Raw genomic sequence first — 17,210 nt, 5'->3', positions numbered from 1 at the left:
TTTCGGTTTGAGGATTTCGTGATTGTCGACCGTATTCGGTCCATTCGGTGCAATGCCCTTCGGTTATTGCACCCCACGGGGCTTGGGTGGTCGGGGGTTGTTATTGTCGTCGATGTTTTTTTCGGTTTGAGGATTTCGTGATTGTCGACCGTATTCGGTCCATTCGGTGCAATGCCCTTCGGTTATTGCACCCCACCAAATTTCGTAGGGTGCAATAACCGAAGGGCATTGCACCGCGTACCTTAACAACTCACCCCTGCCCGAACACCAGCATCGCCTGCTCCCGCACCTGCGCCCGCCGCTCCTCCCACAATCCGCGCAACGGGTCGGTGCGCAATGTACGCTCGTCGGCTTCGGAGACAAATCCGACCTCGCCATTGTCCTCGGCTTCGGTACGGCTAAAACTCCACTCGCGTGAAAACTCCGGCTTGATGGCACCGGCATGCTTGGTCGGTAGCGCGCAAATCAATTGCATGCCGAGATTGTCGCGCAAGAATTTCAGAACATCGCGCGCCCTGCCCTCGTCCATTTTCGAGAACGATTCGTCATTGACCAGCAATTTCAAATTGCTGCCCTTGTCGAAATGCCGCAGCCGGTTGGTCACCACCGCTGCGTGAATGATGTAAGCCGGGGTTTCGAGCTGCCCGCCGGAACCGGTGCCCCATTCGGACAAGCGGACCTGCGAGCCGGACTCGGACTCCTTGAAAATTTCATAGCGACGGTAATTGCGGTAGTCGGCCACACGCTGCAATTGGTTCAGTGCGCGCTCACCTTCGTCCGACAGCAGCAAGGCCAGCAAGCGGTCGCGCACCGCGCAATTGGCGTCACTGAGCGGCGTCTCGTCGAACAGGCCCAGCGACTCCTGCGTCTCCGACAGCGCGGCGGTGGCGCTGAAAAAATCGTAGTACTCCTTGAATTCCGGCACCCATTCCGACCAGTCGATGCGGAACGTATCGGTCCCGAACTTGAGCTTGTCGAGTTCGGTGTTGAGCGTCTTGAGCGTGCGCACGCCGGTGTCGACGGCATTGCGGATTTCGTAGCAGAACTGCTTGGTGAAGACATCGTTGAACGATGCTTCGGCGGTGCGCAATTGATCGAGATTGCGGACCAGTCCGATCTCCTGCTGACGCAACAGCTGCTCGCGCACCTGCGCTGACAGAGCGACGATACGCGCATACAGTCGACCGAAATCACCTTCACGTTCATCGGGCTGTTCACTCACATCGAAGCGTTCATCCGGACGTGCGTGGGCATGGTAATCACCCAGTGCGTCACGCATGTCGCCATGCAAACGCCAGGTGCGCAACTCGTACTGCTTCACGCGTGACGCCGCCTCGTTCGGCGTGAGCGTCCCGGACCCGGCTTCCAGCGCGACCGCATCGGCCAGCGCCGTCAGCGACAGGCTGCCATTGGCGATGCACAAATCGCGCAGCGCCGCGCGATCCTGATCGGCCCGTTCCTGCTTGGGCTCCATGCCGAGGGCGAGTTTGTTGATGGTCAGCTGATGCGCCTGCAAGGTCCGTTCGAGGCCACCGATCTGTTTGTCGCAACCGCTCTTGCGCTCATCAAGGCGGCGCAATTCCTGTTGCAAGACCTCGACCTCATCTTCCAGTTTGCTCACTTCGCTCAGGTCGATGCGCGCCAGATCCTGACGCAAGGCATCGGTGCTGCGCACGGCACCGTCGAGCTCGACCAGCCCCGCCAGCGACACCCGCTGCAGCGGCACCATCAATGCCAGCGCACCCTGAAAATCGCGCAGTTCGGCGCGCACCTGATCGAGCGCGGCTTCAGCGTCGGCATGGTCCTGACCAGCCCGCTCGCGCGCCAGCCGTTTAGCTTCCTGACCAAACACCAGCTGTTCGGCATCGGCAGCAAACATCGTGCGTCCGCCACTGCCCTTGCCGTCCTGCGTCAAACCACGCGCCACCTGACGCAAGGCGTGCGCATCGGCGACCTTGACAACTTGCCCGAACTGCTCGTGCAGATACGCATCGGCAATCGGATGCTCTGCATGTAATTCATGGATGATGGAATCGGCTGGCGTGCGATCCGGCCGCATGTGCTTGAGGCACAGGCTGCCCTGGATCACGCTGGCGCGCAGCTTGCGATGACGCACGAATTCAATCGCACGCGCTTCCCATTCCTGATCAACAACCAGATTAAAACGCGCACCGCCCAGATAGCCTTCGATGGCCGGTTGCCATTGCGGTGACAGCGGCTCGATCAGATCGCACAGCACTTGCGCACGGGCGGCACCGAGTTCTTCGCGAAAAGCTTTCAGCGCATGGCGTGTCGAGGCCGGATAGTCGGCACCGCCTTCGGCCAGATTGGCCTTGCGCGACGCGGACTCTTTTTCGCGCTTGAGCGCATCGGTTTCGATGGCCCGCAACTGCGCGATCTGCGCATGCAGCGCCGCTGCAAAACTCTGGCCGGTGCCAACTAACGCATCATGCAATCCAAGCAGTGGCAACTCGATGCCAGCCAGTTCCTGCATCAGCAGTAACGCCTTGAGGACATCGATCTCGGCACTGGCCGACAACTGGGCAATGGACTGCAACTGCATCGTCCAGTCCGGACCACCGGCCGCCGACAGCGCAACGGCAACATGCCGCGCCGCCTTCACTAACTCGAAGTAGCCAAGCGGAATCTGCATGCCACCGACCAGCAGCGCAGTGCGTTCGAGCTGTTGCGCGGCCAGCAGGTTCTGCTTCAATGCAGCCAGCGCACTGTGGATGCGTGCAGCATTGGCCTGCACATCCTGCTGCAACCGGCGCTTCTGTTCGGCCGCCGGAATACCCATCATTTGCGCCTGCAATTGCGTCAGGCTGCGCTGCTTGCCGAGCCGTTCCTGTTCGAGCTGATCGATGCTGGCGTTCTCGATATCGATCGCGCCCAGCGTGGCTTGCACGGCCAGATCGGCACTGGTCAACTGTTGCCGGTCATCGCGCAAGGCCAGTGTCGAGACCAGCAATTGTCCCTGCACCGCTGCCTCATGCGCCGCACTGGTCGCACTGGCGATCTTGCCCAGCAAGGCCAGTCGCTGCACGTTACCGGCGAGGCGTTCGCCTTCGTGACGCAGTTCGCTGACCTGGCGCATGAGCTTGCTGATCTGGCCGATCCGCTGCGACAACTGGGTCGCGTCGAGTTCGAGAATCTGATGCCGCACCAGTTCGTCGACGCTGCCGATTGGCTTGTGTGCAATCGACTGGCTCCAGGCCTTGGCAGCGCTTTCGGCTTCGGCAAACGGCACGGTTTTCTGGCCGCGAAAGCGGCCGTACAACTGGCACAGATATTCGCGTTTGCTGTCGCGAAAATTCATCACGTGGCGATAGCGGGTGGCAAGGTGCTGTTCGATTTTCTCGACAGCGATGACGGTCATCGCGCCATCGGCGGCGAGCGTGGTCAGGTCGCCGAGTTGCAGTGCAGCCTCGTCGATGATTAGCAGCACCAGCCGTTCGGCCACCGCCTGACGACGCTCGCCGGCACCATCGAGCCGCGCCGAGGCCGCGATCAGCGCCGTGAACTCGCGACCCTCTTCGCCTTCGCTGGGCTTGAACACCGCGGCGATATAGCCATGCGCGCCGTTTGGTCGGGCAAACAGGTTGTCTTCGGCACCGACGATGTAGGACCACAGCGTGCGCTTGGTCTTGCCATTGCGTGCGCCTTGCGTTGTTTCATCCTGACCGGGGTTGTAGTTGAAGATGTTGGTGTAGACCGCCGTCATCACGGTTTGCAGCGCATCGAGCATCGTCGATTTGCCGGAACCGGTCGGACCGGTCAGCAAGGTCATGTTACCCATCGGGTATTCCTGCGTGCGCAGTGCACCCCAGTTGACGAGGATCAGTTTGTCGAGCTTCATGGTGCGTCCTGTTCTGCATCGGTCGATGGGGCGGCGTCATCGACACCTTCGGCTTCCAGCGCTGCGGCCAGCATGTCATCGCTGATAATGCCGAGGATGGTCGGGCGGATCGCCAGCAAAGCGTCTTCGTCGTCCATCGAAAAACTCGGTGCCATGCGAATGAGCCGATGCCGTCGCAGGTCCGCCAGCAAGCGCAAGCGCTCGACGGTATTGACCGGCAGCGTGCGCTTCAATTGGGTCTGCAGCGTGGCCGAGACTTCCTCGAACGTGACCAGCACTTCGCCATCATCGGTGAGCCGGCGGCCGGCTTCAGCCAATCCTTGCTGATACTGAAAACGCAGCGCCAGCGCGGTGGCAACGAAGTCGGCACCGAGCCGGGCGCGCAGGCCGAGCACCGGTTCGAGTTCGTCGGCAGGCATGCCCGGTACGTCGGCACCCGGCGCGTACAACCGGAAAAATTCGCCTTTGATATCGTGCACCAGCCGGAATCCGGCCAGTCCGAAGTAATCATGCAGCAGCACTTCGATGCGGCGCATGTCGTCGTACAGACGCTGCTCGACACCGTCTTCATCGCGCACGATGATGCCGGCGGCATAGAGCCGACCGACGATGTCGCGAAAGCGTTCGGCGTCGAGGTGGTGCAGCGCCAGCGCCTCATTGAGGGTGGTGTTCAGGGTGACGGTCAGCGTCATTGGGTAATCTCGATCTGGTAGTCATCGCCGGCATAAAAGGCGTTCACTAATTTGGCCGGCAGTTTGGTCACGCGCAGGGCCGGATCGCGTGCAGAGCGCACTGCTTCGACCAGTTGCATGTTGTTGAGGATTTCGGTGGCCGTGGTGGCCGGCAGCGTCGAGAGCCGGATCGGCCGGTCGCGCAATTGCAGTTCGGCGCGGATGCGACTGACCACGTCGTCGTTCGACAAGGCAAACGCATCGGCTTCGGCACGCACCATCGCCGCCTCTCGCCGCGCTGCCTCGCTGATGCGCGGTTGCGCAGTCACGGTCAACGCACGCCGGCGCTGCGAGGCACCGCGCAACTTGAACGCAGCCGGATCGAGCAGGCGCAGCGCAGCCGGCGCGATCGCCAGTCCGAGCTGTTCGAGGAAGACCTGCTGCGCCGCCGGTGCCAGCGCTGCAGTCCGTGTAATGGCAATGCTGTAAGCCTGCTTGCGCTGACCGCCGCGCAGCATCACTGCCTGCTGCACGATCGCTGCGGCGCGTTGCATGTAGACGCTCATCGCCTTGATCAGTTCGGGATGCTTGGTAGTGCAGGCTGCTTCGACGATTTCTTCGATGCGCTCGAGCAGCCAGTCCAGGGTCGAGGTACCGACCCGTTCCTGACTGGCCCAGCGGGCAATATCATTCAATTGCGCTTCGAGTTTGCGGTGCTGATCGGGTGGCAGTTGCTGCAAGCGCTGGAGCTGGTCGCGGATCACTTGGCGATGGCGTTCGACGCTGTCAGCGGTGAGCTGCTTCTTGAATTCGGTCTCGAAACGCTGCAGGAATTCCATGAAGCCATCCCACGGTGTCTCGGCCGCTTCCTGCATCAGCCGGCGCACCAGTTCCTGAAAATAATCGACATTCTCGGACAGGTCGCTGATGACTTTTTCAGCGTAGTCATACGCATCCACCAGATCATACGCATCAAGATTACGCAACGCGGCATCAAGCGCATTGCGGCAACTGCGCACATTGCGCTGGCGTGTGCGGGCGCTGCGACGATCCAGCGTCCAGAACGCTTCGGCGAACAGTTTGCCGGGGCGGGTGAAGCGATAGGCCGACACCAGTCCGGCCCGGTCGCCAAACTTTTCCAGCCAGCCATCGCGCTCCAGCGCGCGGATCACGGCGGCAGTACTTTGCACGTCATCGCTGTCGGTGCTCAGGCTAAAGTCGAGGTCGGGCGGCGCTTCGTCATCCGGTGCCAGAGCAAGACGAGCTTGCTGCACCACCGGCAGCAGCAAGTCACGCAGCGATTCGCGTGTCAGATTCTGGGCGTAGTCGGCGCTGGGACCATGCAGCCGTTCGTACAACGCGTGCACGCAATCGACGAGGATGGCGCGATGCTTGCTGGCCAGCGGACGAAAAAAATGCAGACGGTCGGGTTGGAAAAACATCAGGGCGCGATTCGATGCGAGTTACTCGGGGGGCAAACTATAGCGGAGTGATGGCCAATGAGCCAAGGCAGGTGTCTGCGCAGTCACCGTAAAAAGACAACCCTGCCCCATCCCGCCCAGCGGCTAGCCCAGCAACTCCGCCAGCGTCCGTGCAATGACCTTGGTGGCGCGGCGCAAGTCGTTCAGATCGAGATGTTCGTCAGCCCGCTTGGCATTCGACTCCAGCACCGTACGCGGCCCTGCGCCATAAATCGCAGCCGGGATACCGTAGGCACCATAGAGCCGGACATCCGTGTAGAGCGGCGTCCCCGAGGTTGGAATCGGTTCACCAAATACTGCTTCGCCATGCCGCTGCAACGCATCAACCAATGCAGCATTGCCGGTTTGCGGCTGCCATGCTTCGGCCAGCAGCAAGCGTTTGATGTCGACGTGGATACCGGCCACCGACGCGGCGGCTTCAGCGATCACGCGCCGCACCTCCGCTTCGACCTCGACCGGATTTTCTTCCGGGATCATGCGGCGATCGAGCTTGAACACGACCTTGCCCGGCACGACATTGGTATTGGTGCCGCCTTCGATGCGGCCGACATTGAGGTACGGATGGGTGATACCGGCAACGGCAGAAGTGATCGTCTTGTAGTGACGGTTCTGCGCATACAGCGCCGTGAGAATCGCAGTCGCGCCTTGCAGCGCATCGATGCCGGAATCAGGAATCGCCGCATGCGCCATCTTGCCGTGCACGGTCACTTCCATCTGCAGGCAACCGTTGTGCGCATTGATGACCTGATAGCTGAAACCGGCGGCGATCAGGTAATCGGGGCGGGTCAGCTGGTGACGCAGCAGATAACCGGGACCGAGTTCGCCGCCGAATTCTTCGTCGTAAGTAAAGTGCAGTTCGACGCTGCCCTTGAACGCAACACCCAGCGCATCAAGCGCTCGCAGCGCAAACGTATAACTGGCGAAATCACTCTTGCTGACCGCCGCCGCGCGACCGTACAGCTTACCGTCGATGACGGTGCCGTTGTACGGCCCAACCGTCCAACCCTCACCCGGCGGCACCACGTCGCCATGCGCATTAAGCGCGACGGTCTTGCCATCGCCATATCGACGCCGCACGATCAGGTTGGTAATCGAAGTCATGCCACAAGCGACAACCTCAGCCTGCGGCAACGGAAACTGCTCGACCTCAAAACCAAAACCCTGCAACAGACGGGCGGTATGCTCGGCATGCGGCGCGTTATCGCCAGGCGGCGTATCAGTCGGAACGCGCACCAATTCTTGCAGGAAGCGGACCTCGTCGTCGAAGTGCTGGTCGATCCAGGCATCGAGGGCTTGATTGTGGTCAGGTGGTGCAGTTGTCATGCAATGTCCGAGTTCGGTAATCGAGCAGTGGAAAAAATCAATCGATGTTTTTGCAGGCTTGCATTACGGTTTTGATGGAGCTGTTGCTGTTGCTGTTGCTGTTGCTGTTGCTGTTGCTGTTGCTGTTGCTGTTGCTGTTGCTGTTGCTGTTGCTGTTGACTTTGACTTTGACTTTGACCTGCCCCGCATTGAAGCAGCTGCCAAAAGCCGGAGTCAGGCAGGGGATCAGAAGGGCGCATGTCTGAGCGAAGCGAGTTTGCGACCTTCCCCCTGACTGGCTCCGGCTTTTGGGAACCCGCAGGGCAGCCGCTTCGCGGTCGCCTTTTTCTTGGTTACTTCTTTTTGGCGAAGCAAAAAGAAGTGACCGGCTGCCGGGCCGCCCCCGGCTTGGTCGTGGCGGAGCATCAGCGGTTTCAATTGCCGCAGACGGTGCATTCGGTGCAATGCCCTTCGGTTATTGCACCCTACGAATACCGCAGTGAGTGCATTTGGTGCAATGCCCTTCGGTTATTGCACCCTACGACTGTCACACCCTACTTTAATCATCAAGCTCCGGGTAATGCCGCCAAATATCATCATTATTAAAAGCCAACCGTCTCGTCGACTGCAGATAGCGCGCCACATTCGGCACATGCGCCACGCGCTGCTGCAACGCCAGCAAGCGCGGCACCTCAGCCCCGACCCGCGCCATCGCCTTCGGAAACGAATAACCCAACCCGCCCAGCATCTGGAACATCGACAAGTCAGCATAAGTCAATGCCGCGCCCACCAGATAATCATCACCAGCCGGATTGCGCTCGAGGATGCTCTCAAAGTAATGCAGGAATTTCGTCAGGCGTTCGCGGCGAAATTCGGTTGACCGGCGCAGCGCCTCCGGTTTCTGGTCTTCGTAATACGCGCTGCCGCCGACCGGATGATGGGTATCATGCACTTCGCCAACCAGATCGGCAATCGTCAACTGGCACTGATGGACCCAGGCCCGGCCCGCCTCATCGGACGGAACCAGTTGCAGTCGCGGTCCGAGCGCATGCAGGATACCCGCAACCTGCGCGATGACCGCGCCATCAAGCTTGATGAATGGCGGCGCAAAGGGCGGATGCGTGATCGCCGTACTTTGCAAGGCATCAAGCAACTGCGTCATGCCCTCCTCGCCGCGTGCCACATCAACGTAATCAGCACCGGCGGCTTCGAGTGCGAGCCGGATGAATTCGCCGCGACCCTGAATGTCGGGCCAGTAGTAGAGTTCAACCTGCATGTCTTGTATCCTTCGTGTTTTCAATTCCTGCATGAGCATTCCATGGAAGATCTCGACCAGCGTTACCAAGTCCGCCAGCGCAAGGCCAACCCCGACGAAAAAGACGTCCCAGTCTATGCCAAAGCAATGATCGGCAAAACTGGCCAGTTTGAAGGCGTCTCGTTCATCCGTAACAAGGACAAAGCCTCCGTCATGACGATGGCACTCGCACAGCAAGTCGTTGACTGGACCGAGGCACGCAAAACCCGCGCAGGCGAATACGTGACCACCATCATCTGCAAGGGCCAGTAAGACGCGACGGTAAGGTGTGCTACCCGTCGGTCATGGCCCCGCCCGTTACAACGGATTGGCGATCATTTCGCCGTAGGGTGCAATAACCGAAGGGCATTGCACCGACCACCAAACAACGCACCCAATCCCATTAACCGATCAACCGATCAACCGACACCGCTCCCGTCTCAGGCCTTGGCCACGCTCTCAAACGGAAACGCCTGTGTCAGCAAGGCTTCAAACTCCGCAGCCGGCATCGGCCGGTTGAACAGATATCCCTGACAGGAGTGGCAGCCCAGCGTTGCCAGACAGGCGCGCTGCCCGGCATTTTCGACCCCTTCGGCAATGACCTCCAGACCAAAACTGTCCGCCAGACTGACGATGGTGCGGGCGATCGCTGCATCGCCCTTGTTGGTCTGAATATCGCGCACGAAGGACTGGTCGATCTTGAGCTGGTTGATCGGCAGCATTTTGAGGTACGACAGCGACGAATAGCCGGTACCGAAATCGTCAAGCGAAAAGCCGACCCCCAGCTTGCGCAGTTCCAGCATCCGCGCACTGCTTTCCTCGATGTCGTCGAACAGCACGCTTTCGGTCATTTCCAGTTTGAGCTGACGCGGATCGACTCCGGATTGCTTGATTGCCGCGATGACGTCATCGGTGAATTGCGGATGACGGAACTGGCGTGCACTGACATTAATCGCCAGGTGCAAATCAGCGGTCTGCGGCTGCGACTGCCATTGCGCCAGCTGCCGGCAACCCGCCGCCAGAACCCAGCGACCGAGCGGCAGAATCAGGCCGCTGTCCTCTGCCAGTCCGATGAAGTCCGCCGGCCATAACAACCCACGGGTCGGATGCTGCCAGCGGATCAGTGCCTCGACGCCGGACAGTCGGCCGTCGCCGCGCACCTGCGCCTGATAATGCAGAACGAATTCGTGGTTCGGTGAAGCCTGCCGCAACTGGCTTTCGAGCAGCGCCCGCGCCGACACGGCAACCTGCATCGACGGCACAAAAAAGCGCTGCGTATCGCGCCCGGCCGCCTTGGCCTGGTACATCGCCATATCGGCGCGCTTGAGCAGATCCGTGACGATGGTGTCTTCGGGGCCGAATAGCGTGACGCCGATACTGGCCGTCGAGTGATAGCTGCAACCGGCGATCAGGTAGGGCTGGCGCAGCACGTGCAGGATTTTTTCACTGACGGCGGCGGCATGGCTGGCTGCCGCGCCCGGACTGTCGTCAAGATCAACCAGCATCACGACAAATTCATCACCACCCAGCCGGCCCACGGTGTCCTCGGCGCGCACGCAACTGCTCAGCCGACGGGCGACCTGCTGCAACAGCAGGTCGCCCATGTCATGTCCGAGCGTATCGTTGAGCGTCTTGAAATTATCGAGGTCGATGAACAGCAATGCGCCGGCATGATGGGCCCGCATCCGGCTGCCCTGCACTTGCTGCAAACGGTCGAGCAGCAGCAGCCGGTTGGGCAAGCCGGTCAGGCTGTCGTAAAACGCCAGATGCTGGATTTCGGCTTCGTTGGCCGTGCGCTCGGTGATGTCGGTATCGATGGCCAGCAGCGACTTGGGCTGGTTGTTGCTGTCGCGCGCCATCGACCAGTGCCCTTCGACCAGTACCACGCTGCCATCCTTGCGACGCTGATGCAGCGTGCCTATCCATTCGCCGCTCTCGCGCAGCTGGCACTGGATACGCTCCATGTCGGACAAGGACAGCAACGATTCTGGCAAGGGCTTGCCACGCGCTTCGTCTGCGCTCCAGCCATACAGCCGCTGCGCGCCGGCATTCCAGAACTGCACGCGCTGATCGATATCACGCACGATGATCGCGTCATGCGCCTTGTCGAGCAGCGAGACATGATCGGCCAGCTTGGTATCGGCTTCCTGCCGTTCGATTTCGCCGGCTGCCCGGATCGCAAAAATTTGCAGCGTTGAACGGATCACTGTCGTGCGCAGCAGTGGCTGGCGGAACAGCACGAAAATGACCCCGAGCGGCTGGCCATCAAAATCATCGAGCCGCGCTGCCGCGTAGGCCTGCGCACCGAGCTCATTCAAGAATGGTGCCTGCGGATAGCGACTGGCAACCCGGTCGCAAATCATCCAGGCTTGCTGCGTGAGCATATTTTCGCAAGGCGAACCGGCCAGCGGAAAATCGCGGAGCGCCGTACGCCGGCCATCGCTCACCCCGGCCAGCAGGCGCAACCCGCCCGCCTGACCTGGCAGATTGCGGGCAATGTATCCGGCGTCCGCGCCGAGCGCGTCCGTCACGCTGGCAACCAGTCGCGAGAGGAATTCGGCACCATGGCTCGACGATAGCGCCGTTGCGGTTTTCAGCATCACCGATGCGGTATCGCTGTGATCGGCGCGGGAACGCAAGCCCAGCAGTGCCACCGCCAACTGGCGTGCCAGTTGCTGCAGCAGGTTCACTTCGGCGGCAGGCAAGCCGCCGGAACATTCACGGTACAGGACCAGCACACCAAAAGTGTGGTCGGTATCAGTGAGCGGCAGGCAGATCATCGAGTTCAATCCGACGCGGATGATCGCATCACGCCAGGCCTGCAAACGCTCGTCGGCACACATGTCGGCGCATTCGACGACCTGACCGGTGCGCACCACTTCGCCGGCCGGACCGTTACCGAAGGGGGATTGCGACGACCAGCTGGTTTCGATGCCGACCAGATAGTGCTCGCCACCGGACTGGGCAATCGGATGGATCGTGAGGGAATCATCCTCCATCGCCTGGCCGATCCAGCAAAAACGGTACCCTCCGGTCGCGGTCATCAAGGCACTGAAACCGTTGAGCAACTGGTGCTCGCTGGAGGACTGGGCAATCAGGTCAGCGCAGGACGACAGCAGTTGCAGCATGCGTTGCCGCAGGTCGGGATGCAATGTATTGCTTTCCCCAGTCTGATTCTCAAGAAGGTTCATCGTGTCTTTCGCGTGCCGGCCATCAATGGCGCGTGCATTGTGGCACGGCTTTTTTAACTCACAAAGCATTGATTTAATTACATCCAATTTGCAATGCAACGCCGAAATATTCTCAATCATCAAGACATCAAAATCATGGCGACGATGCGTCGCGAAAAGACTTCCAGGGTTGATATTTCTCAAGTAATCACCACATCTGGCTCTTCCGTTGTCACGGCGAACGTACACTTTTAGCCTTTTCGCAGAACGGAGTAACGCATGGAGCACTCTCATTGATCCCTTTCGCCACAAAGACTCCCTCTTTCCCACCCACTGACTGGGTCAGCCGCAGCCGTCACAGCGTCTGGCACCCCTGTACCCAGATGCAGCATCTTGATGCGATGCCGCTCATTCCGATCAGCCGTGGTCGCGGTGCCTGGCTCATTGACATGGAGGGCAAGCGCTATCTCGACGGGATCAGTTCCTGGTGGGTCAATCTGTTCGGTCACGCCAATGCGCGCATCAACACGGCACTCAAACTGCAACTCGATGAACTCGAACATGTGATGCTGGCTGGCTTCACGCATGAACCGGTGGTGGCGCTGTCGGAGCAACTGTCGGCACTGACCGGCAACCGGCTGGGCCACTGCTTTTACGCTTCCGACGGCGCTTCGGCGGTCGAGATCGCGCTCAAGATGTCCTTCCATTACTGGCAAAATCGCGGACGCACCGCCAAGCGCGAGTTCGTTTGCCTGGCTGGCAGCTATCACGGCGAAACCATCGGCGCGCTGGCGGTCACCGACGTCCCGCTGTTTCGTACCGCCTACGGGCCGATGCTGCAGCAAGTCCACGTCATCCCCAGTCCCGATGCGCGCCAGGCCGAACCCGGCCAGAGCGCCGCCGACGTCGCGCTGGCTGCGGCGGCGGCATTCGAACACTTGCTGCAACAGCGCGGCGAGCATATTTGCGCGCTCATCGTCGAACCGTTAGTGCAATGTGCCACCGGCATGGCCATGCATGACCCGGTCTACCTGCAAACAATACGGGCCTTGTGCGACCAGTACGAAGTCCACCTGATCGCCGATGAAATTGCGGTCGGCTGCGGTCGTACCGGCACCTTCTTTGCCTGCGAACAGGCCGCTATCTGGCCGGATTTTTTATGTCTGTCGAAAGGCATCAGTGGTGGTTACCTGCCGCTCTCGGTGGTCATGACGCGTGACGAGATTTTCGAGCAGTTTTATGATCCGGCGATGGCGCGCGGCTTCCTGCATTCGCATTCGTACACCGGCAATCCGCTAGCCTGTCGCGCGGCACTGGCGACGCTGGCGATTTTTCAGGATGATCGTGTGATCGTTGCCAATCGACGCCGCGCCGCGCGCCTGACTGCCGCACTGGCACCGCTGGCAGCCCATCCGCAGGTCAGCCATTTCCGTCAGCGCGGCATGATCTGGGCCTTCGATGCGGTCACGGATTTATCGGCGGGCGATTTTTCCAGACGGTTTTTCAGCGCGGCGCTGGAGCATGAATTATTGCTGCGCCCGATCGGCAAGACGGTCTATCTGATGCCGCCGTATATCCTCGATAACGCGGAAATCGATCTGCTGGCCAGCCGCACGCAAGCCGTCTTTGAACAGGTAATGCAAGGAGCGAAAGCGGGAGCGAAAGCGGGAGCGGGACAGCCATGACCACGCATCTGATCACGTCCCTGCAACAGAAGCTCAAACAGCTCGACGCCCGCGGTCTGCGCCGCCGCCGCCGCATCACCGAGTCGCCCTGTGCGCCGCAGGTGCAGGTTGATGGCAAGACCAAACTGGCCTTCTGCAGCAATGACTACCTCGGCCTGGCTTCCCATCCGCAGATCATCGCCGCCCTGCGCGAAGGAGCCAGCCGCTACGGCGCAGGCAGCGGCGCGTCACATCTGATCAGCGGTCATTCGCGGGCGCACGCGCTGCTCGAAGACCGGCTGGCCGAATTCATGGCACCCGATATCGAGGCAGTACGCACGCTCACTTTCTGCACCGGCTACATGGCCAATCTGGCCGTGCTGTCGGCGATGACCGATCGCGATACCGATTTGTTTTGCGAACAATTGAATCACGCATCATTGATCGATGGTGCGCGCCTGTCGCGTGCCAGCGTGCAGGTGTATCCGCATGGCGCCGTCGACCAGCTGGCATTGATGCTGGCCGCCAGTCGCAGCCCCGGCAAGATGGTCGTGACGGACAGCGTCTTCAGCATGGATGGCGACCTGGCCCCGCTGGCCGACTTGCTGGCGCTGTGCGAACAGCATGATGCCTGGTTGCTGGTCGACGATGCGCACGGCTTTGGCGTGCTGGGCCAGCATGGCCGCGGTGCGCTCGAACAGGCGGGCATCCGTTCGCAACGGCTGATTTACATGGGGACGTTAGGCAAGGCAGCCGGAGTCGGTGGTGCCTTCATTGCGGCTCACGAGAGCGTCATTGAATGGCTGCTGCAGCGCGCCCGACCGTACATCTACAGCACGGCAACACCACCGGCGCTGGCGCATGCACTACTGGCCAGTATCGACCTCATCGATAGCGCCGAGGGCGCACAACGGCGCACCCATCTGGGCAATCTGATCAGCACCTTCCGCAGTCAATTGCAACTGCAGCACTGGCATTGCCTGCTATCGGAAACGCCGATACAACCAGTCATCATTGGCAGCAATGACGACACGATGAACGCCGCCGCCCGCCTGTACGAACAAGGGTACTGGGTCGGTGCGATCCGGCCACCGACGGTGCCGGTCGGCACCGGACGGCTGCGGATCACGCTGTCGGCCAGCCACTCGCGCGCCGACGTCACGGACCTGGTCGCGGCACTCAACGCGTTGCAGGCATGAGCGCGCGCTTTGCGTGTTTCGTCACGGGCACCGATACCGGCGTCGGCAAGTCGCTGGTCAGCGCCGCATTGCTGCATCTGCTGGTTGAAGGCGGGCTGGGCGCGGTCGGCATGAAGCCGGTCGCCGCCGGTGCCGTCCTGGTCGATGGCCGGCTCATCAATGACGATGTCGAACAGCTCGCTGCCGCTGGCAACCTGTCGCTACCGGCCGCCTTGCGTGCCCCGTACATACTTGAGGCTGCCGCGGCACCGCACATCGCCGCCGCCCGGGAGGGCGTGACGATTTCGATGGAGCATCTGCTCGATTGTTATCACCAGCTAGCGGCCAGCGCCGAGACCGTGGTGGTCGAAGGCGTCGGCGGGTTTTGCGTGCCCTTGTCCGACGTGGCCGACACCGCTGATCTGGCACAGCAACTGGGCCTGCCCGTGATACTGGTAGTCGGCATGCGACTGGGCTGTCTCAGTCACGCCCTGCTGACGGCCGAAGCAATCCGCACACGTGGCCTGCACCTGGCCGGCTGGGTCGCCAACCTGATCGAACCCGACATGGACTATCTGCCGGAGAACATCGCTGCATTGGTTGAACGACTCAGAGCGCCATTGCTGGGCGAGCTGCCGGCATTGGGTCCGCAGCCATCGGCCGCGCACGCATCGTCTTATCTCAACGCCGGATTAGTGACGGGATGGCCGCTAGAAAAAAATACCACCAGGTAGTTTTTTAAATTTTCATACCGGCTCTCGTGCACGGCAGTGCGATACTGTCGGCGTTCCGGGCGCGTCGGACAACCCCGTTGTCCACTAAATGCGCCCGTCGTTACCAGTCACACCCTCGGTTTTTACCGGATCACAGGAAGAACCCCGCCCATGCCGCACGACACCGCACTCATTTCCACCATCGCTTACGCGCTCGTCCTCGGACTGGTGTTTGGCATGATTGCCGTACGCCTGAAACTTCCGGCACTGATTGGCTACCTGGTCGCCGGCATGATGATCGGACCGGCGACACCCGGCTTCGTGGCCGATGTGGCGCTGGCCGGACAACTTGCCGAGATCGGCGTGATGCTGCTGATGTTTGGTGTTGGTCTGCATTTCTCGATGAACGACCTGCTTGAAGTGCGCGGCATCGCCATCCCCGGAGCGATCCTGCAGATCGCCGTCGCGACGCTGATGGGCATGGGCGTCGCGCACCTGTGGGGCTGGAGCCTCGGTGCCGGACTGGTGTTTGGACTGGCCTTGTCGGTGGCCAGCACCGTCGTCCTGCTGCGTGCGCTGGAAGATCGCGGCGTGCTGGAATCGTTCAACGGTCGCATCGCCATTGGCTGGCTGGTGGTCGAAGATCTGGTGATGGTGCTGGCGCTGGTCTTGCTGCCCGCCTTGTCCGGTTCGCTCGGCGGGCATGTTGCGCCGGACGCTGGCGCACTGTGGCCAACGCTGGCCAAGACATTCGGACTGGTGGCCGCTTTTCTGGTCTTCATGCTGGTCGTCGGTCGCCGGGTTTTTCCCTGGATCCTGTGGCAAGTGGCCAAGACCGGCTCGCGGGAACTGTTCACCTTGTGCGTGATCGCAGCGGCAGTGGGCATCGCCTTTGGCGCGACCAAGCTGTTCGGCGTGTCGTTTGCGCTGGGGGCTTTTTTTGCCGGCATGGTGCTGCGCGAATCCGAACTGAGTCATCGCGCCGCCACCGAAACCTTGCCGCTGCGTGATGCGTTTTCGGTGCTGTTCTTTGTCTCGGTGGGGATGCTGTTCGATCCGATGGTGCTGATCCATAGCCCGTGGCATGTGGTGGTCACGGTCGCCATCATCATGTTTGGCAAGTCCATCGTCGCGCTGGGACTGGTACTGGTCATGCGCTATCCGCTCAATACTGCGCTGACGGTGTCGGCCAGCCTGGCCCAGATCGGCGAGTTCTCGTTCATTCTGGTGGCGCTCGGTGTCTCGCTGGGCTTGTTGCCGCAAGAAGGACAAAGCCTGATCCTGGCCGGTGCCATCATCTCGATTGCACTCAATCCGGTGCTGTTCACCACCATCGAGCCGGTTCAAAAGTGGTTGCGCAAGCGCTCCAGTCTGGCACGCAAACTGGAACGCACGATGGACCCGCTGGCAGAATTACCGGTCACGACCGAGCGCCACAAACTGACCGGCCAGGTCGTGCTGGTGGGTTACGGCCGGGTTGGCCGGCGCCTCGCCCGTCAACTGACAGAACAGCGCATCGACTTCGTGGTGGCGGAACAAAATCGCGACATCGTCGAGCTATTGCGCGAGCAGGGTATTGCCGCCGTCGCCGGCAATGCGGCCGACTCCGCCGTGCTGATTCAGGCCCACATTGCGCGCGCCCGCTTTCTGGTCATCGCGACGCCGGACACCTTCCATGTCCGCAAGATGATCGAAACCGCGCGCATGCTCAACCCGTCGATCGAGTGCATCGTGCGCACCCACAACGTCGCGGAAGCCGAACTGCTGCGCAAGGAACAGGTCGGCAAGGTGCTCATTGGCGAAGAAGAACTGGCGCTGGGGATGATGCGCTGTGTGTTGGCGGGGATGGAGAAAAAATAGGGATCAGCGGATGCCGGG

The 17,210-nt window shown here is 60.9% G+C and carries 12 protein-coding genes; 6 read left to right on the top strand and 6 right to left on the bottom strand.

Annotated features, from left to right (window positions below):
- Positions 1–250 precede the first annotated feature (250 nt).
- From QN370_RS12525 to QN370_RS12510, 4 genes are all read right to left on the bottom strand, one after another.
- Entirely contained in the window at positions 251–3,859 is a 3,609-nt protein-coding gene (locus QN370_RS12525; RefSeq protein ID WP_322127751.1) for an ATP-binding protein, read from the bottom strand.
- Entirely contained in the window at positions 3,856–4,551 is a 696-nt protein-coding gene (locus tag QN370_RS12520; RefSeq protein WP_322127752.1) for a DUF4194 domain-containing protein, read from the bottom strand. Before QN370_RS12520 ends, QN370_RS12525 begins: the two co-directional genes overlap by 4 nt.
- Positions 4,548–5,972 (bottom strand): Wadjet anti-phage system protein JetA family protein, encoded by a 1,425-nt coding sequence (locus QN370_RS12515; protein ID WP_322127753.1) that lies wholly within the window; start codon positions 5,970–5,972, stop codon positions 4,548–4,550. The genes QN370_RS12520 and QN370_RS12515 overlap by 4 nt, the downstream gene beginning before the upstream one ends.
- A gap of 123 nt (positions 5,973–6,095) precedes the next feature.
- Positions 6,096–7,334: a M20 family metallopeptidase gene (locus QN370_RS12510; RefSeq protein ID WP_322127754.1), complete on the bottom strand. Its 1,239-nt coding sequence runs from the start codon at positions 7,332–7,334 to the stop codon at positions 6,096–6,098.
- Between QN370_RS12510 and QN370_RS12505 the strand changes: the two genes are divergently transcribed.
- The gene (locus QN370_RS12505) at positions 7,333–7,608 is read left to right on the top strand and encodes a hypothetical protein (protein ID WP_323581729.1); all 276 of its coding nucleotides are present in this window, start codon (positions 7,333–7,335) and stop codon (positions 7,606–7,608) included. The genes QN370_RS12510 and QN370_RS12505 overlap by 2 nt on opposite strands.
- 264 nt (positions 7,609–7,872) lie before the next feature.
- On the opposite strand, the gene QN370_RS12500 is transcribed toward QN370_RS12505, so the two are convergent.
- Entirely contained in the window at positions 7,873–8,589 is a 717-nt protein-coding gene (locus tag QN370_RS12500) for a glutathione S-transferase (protein ID WP_322127756.1), read from the bottom strand.
- Positions 8,590–8,631: 42 nt separating this feature from the next.
- Between QN370_RS12500 and QN370_RS12495 the strand changes: the two genes are divergently transcribed.
- Positions 8,632–8,880 (top strand): hypothetical protein, encoded by a 249-nt coding sequence (locus tag QN370_RS12495; protein ID WP_322127757.1) that lies wholly within the window; start codon positions 8,632–8,634, stop codon positions 8,878–8,880.
- A 167-nt stretch (positions 8,881–9,047) separates the two neighbouring features.
- On the opposite strand, the gene QN370_RS12490 is transcribed toward QN370_RS12495, so the two are convergent.
- On the bottom strand, positions 9,048–11,798 hold the full coding sequence (locus QN370_RS12490; RefSeq protein ID WP_322127758.1) for an EAL domain-containing protein: 2,751 nt from the start codon (positions 11,796–11,798) through the stop codon (positions 9,048–9,050).
- 272 nt (positions 11,799–12,070) lie between these two features.
- Here QN370_RS12490 and bioA point away from each other — a divergent pair, with 272 nt between their 5' ends.
- The 4 genes from bioA (at position 12,071) to ybaL (ending at position 17,192) form a co-directional block, all read left to right on the top strand.
- Complete coding sequence (bioA, locus tag QN370_RS12485; RefSeq protein WP_416172142.1) at positions 12,071–13,462, top strand: adenosylmethionine--8-amino-7-oxononanoate transaminase; 1,392 nt, start codon at positions 12,071–12,073, stop codon at positions 13,460–13,462.
- Positions 13,459–14,640, top strand: coding sequence for an 8-amino-7-oxononanoate synthase (gene bioF / locus QN370_RS12480; protein WP_322127759.1), 1,182 nt, complete (start codon positions 13,459–13,461; stop codon positions 14,638–14,640). The genes bioA and bioF overlap by 4 nt, the downstream gene beginning before the upstream one ends.
- Positions 14,637–15,353, top strand: coding sequence for a dethiobiotin synthase (gene bioD, locus QN370_RS12475; protein WP_322127760.1), 717 nt, complete (start codon positions 14,637–14,639; stop codon positions 15,351–15,353). Before bioF ends, bioD begins: the two co-directional genes overlap by 4 nt.
- Positions 15,354–15,503: 150 nt before the next feature.
- Complete coding sequence (gene ybaL, locus QN370_RS12470; protein WP_323581728.1) at positions 15,504–17,192, top strand: YbaL family putative K(+) efflux transporter; 1,689 nt, start codon at positions 15,504–15,506, stop codon at positions 17,190–17,192.
- Positions 17,193–17,210 lie beyond the last annotated feature (18 nt).

The organism is Actimicrobium sp. CCI2.3 (genome assembly GCF_035019065.1).
GTDB lineage: Bacteria > Pseudomonadota > Gammaproteobacteria > Burkholderiales > Burkholderiaceae_D > Actimicrobium.
Note: the sequence above shows the minus strand (reverse complement) of the source record. Positions and strands in the feature narration are given on the sequence as shown.

Bases quoted from the DNA above. Each gene is read 5' to 3' on its own strand.
- QN370_RS12525 (WP_322127751.1), bottom strand. From the start codon at position 3,859: ATGAAGCTCGACAAACTGATCCTCGTCAACTGGGGTGCACTGCGCACG.
- QN370_RS12520 (WP_322127752.1), bottom strand. From the start codon at position 4,551: ATGACGCTGACCGTCACCCTGAACACCACCCTCAATGAGGCGCTGGCG.
- QN370_RS12515 (WP_322127753.1), bottom strand. From the start codon at position 5,972: ATGTTTTTCCAACCCGACCGTCTGCATTTTTTTCGTCCGCTGGCCAGC.
- QN370_RS12505 (WP_323581729.1), top strand. From the start codon at position 7,333: ATGCAATGTCCGAGTTCGGTAATCGAGCAGTGGAAAAAATCAATCGAT.
- QN370_RS12510 (WP_322127754.1), bottom strand. From the start codon at position 7,334: ATGACAACTGCACCACCTGACCACAATCAAGCCCTCGATGCCTGGATC.
- QN370_RS12500 (WP_322127756.1), bottom strand. From the start codon at position 8,589: ATGCAGGTTGAACTCTACTACTGGCCCGACATTCAGGGTCGCGGCGAA.
- QN370_RS12495 (WP_322127757.1), top strand. From the start codon at position 8,632: ATGGAAGATCTCGACCAGCGTTACCAAGTCCGCCAGCGCAAGGCCAAC.
- QN370_RS12490 (WP_322127758.1), bottom strand. From the start codon at position 11,798: ATGAACCTTCTTGAGAATCAGACTGGGGAAAGCAATACATTGCATCCC.
- bioF (WP_322127759.1), top strand. From the start codon at position 13,459: ATGACCACGCATCTGATCACGTCCCTGCAACAGAAGCTCAAACAGCTC.
- bioD (WP_322127760.1), top strand. From the start codon at position 14,637: ATGAGCGCGCGCTTTGCGTGTTTCGTCACGGGCACCGATACCGGCGTC.
- ybaL (WP_323581728.1), top strand. From the start codon at position 15,504: ATGCCGCACGACACCGCACTCATTTCCACCATCGCTTACGCGCTCGTC.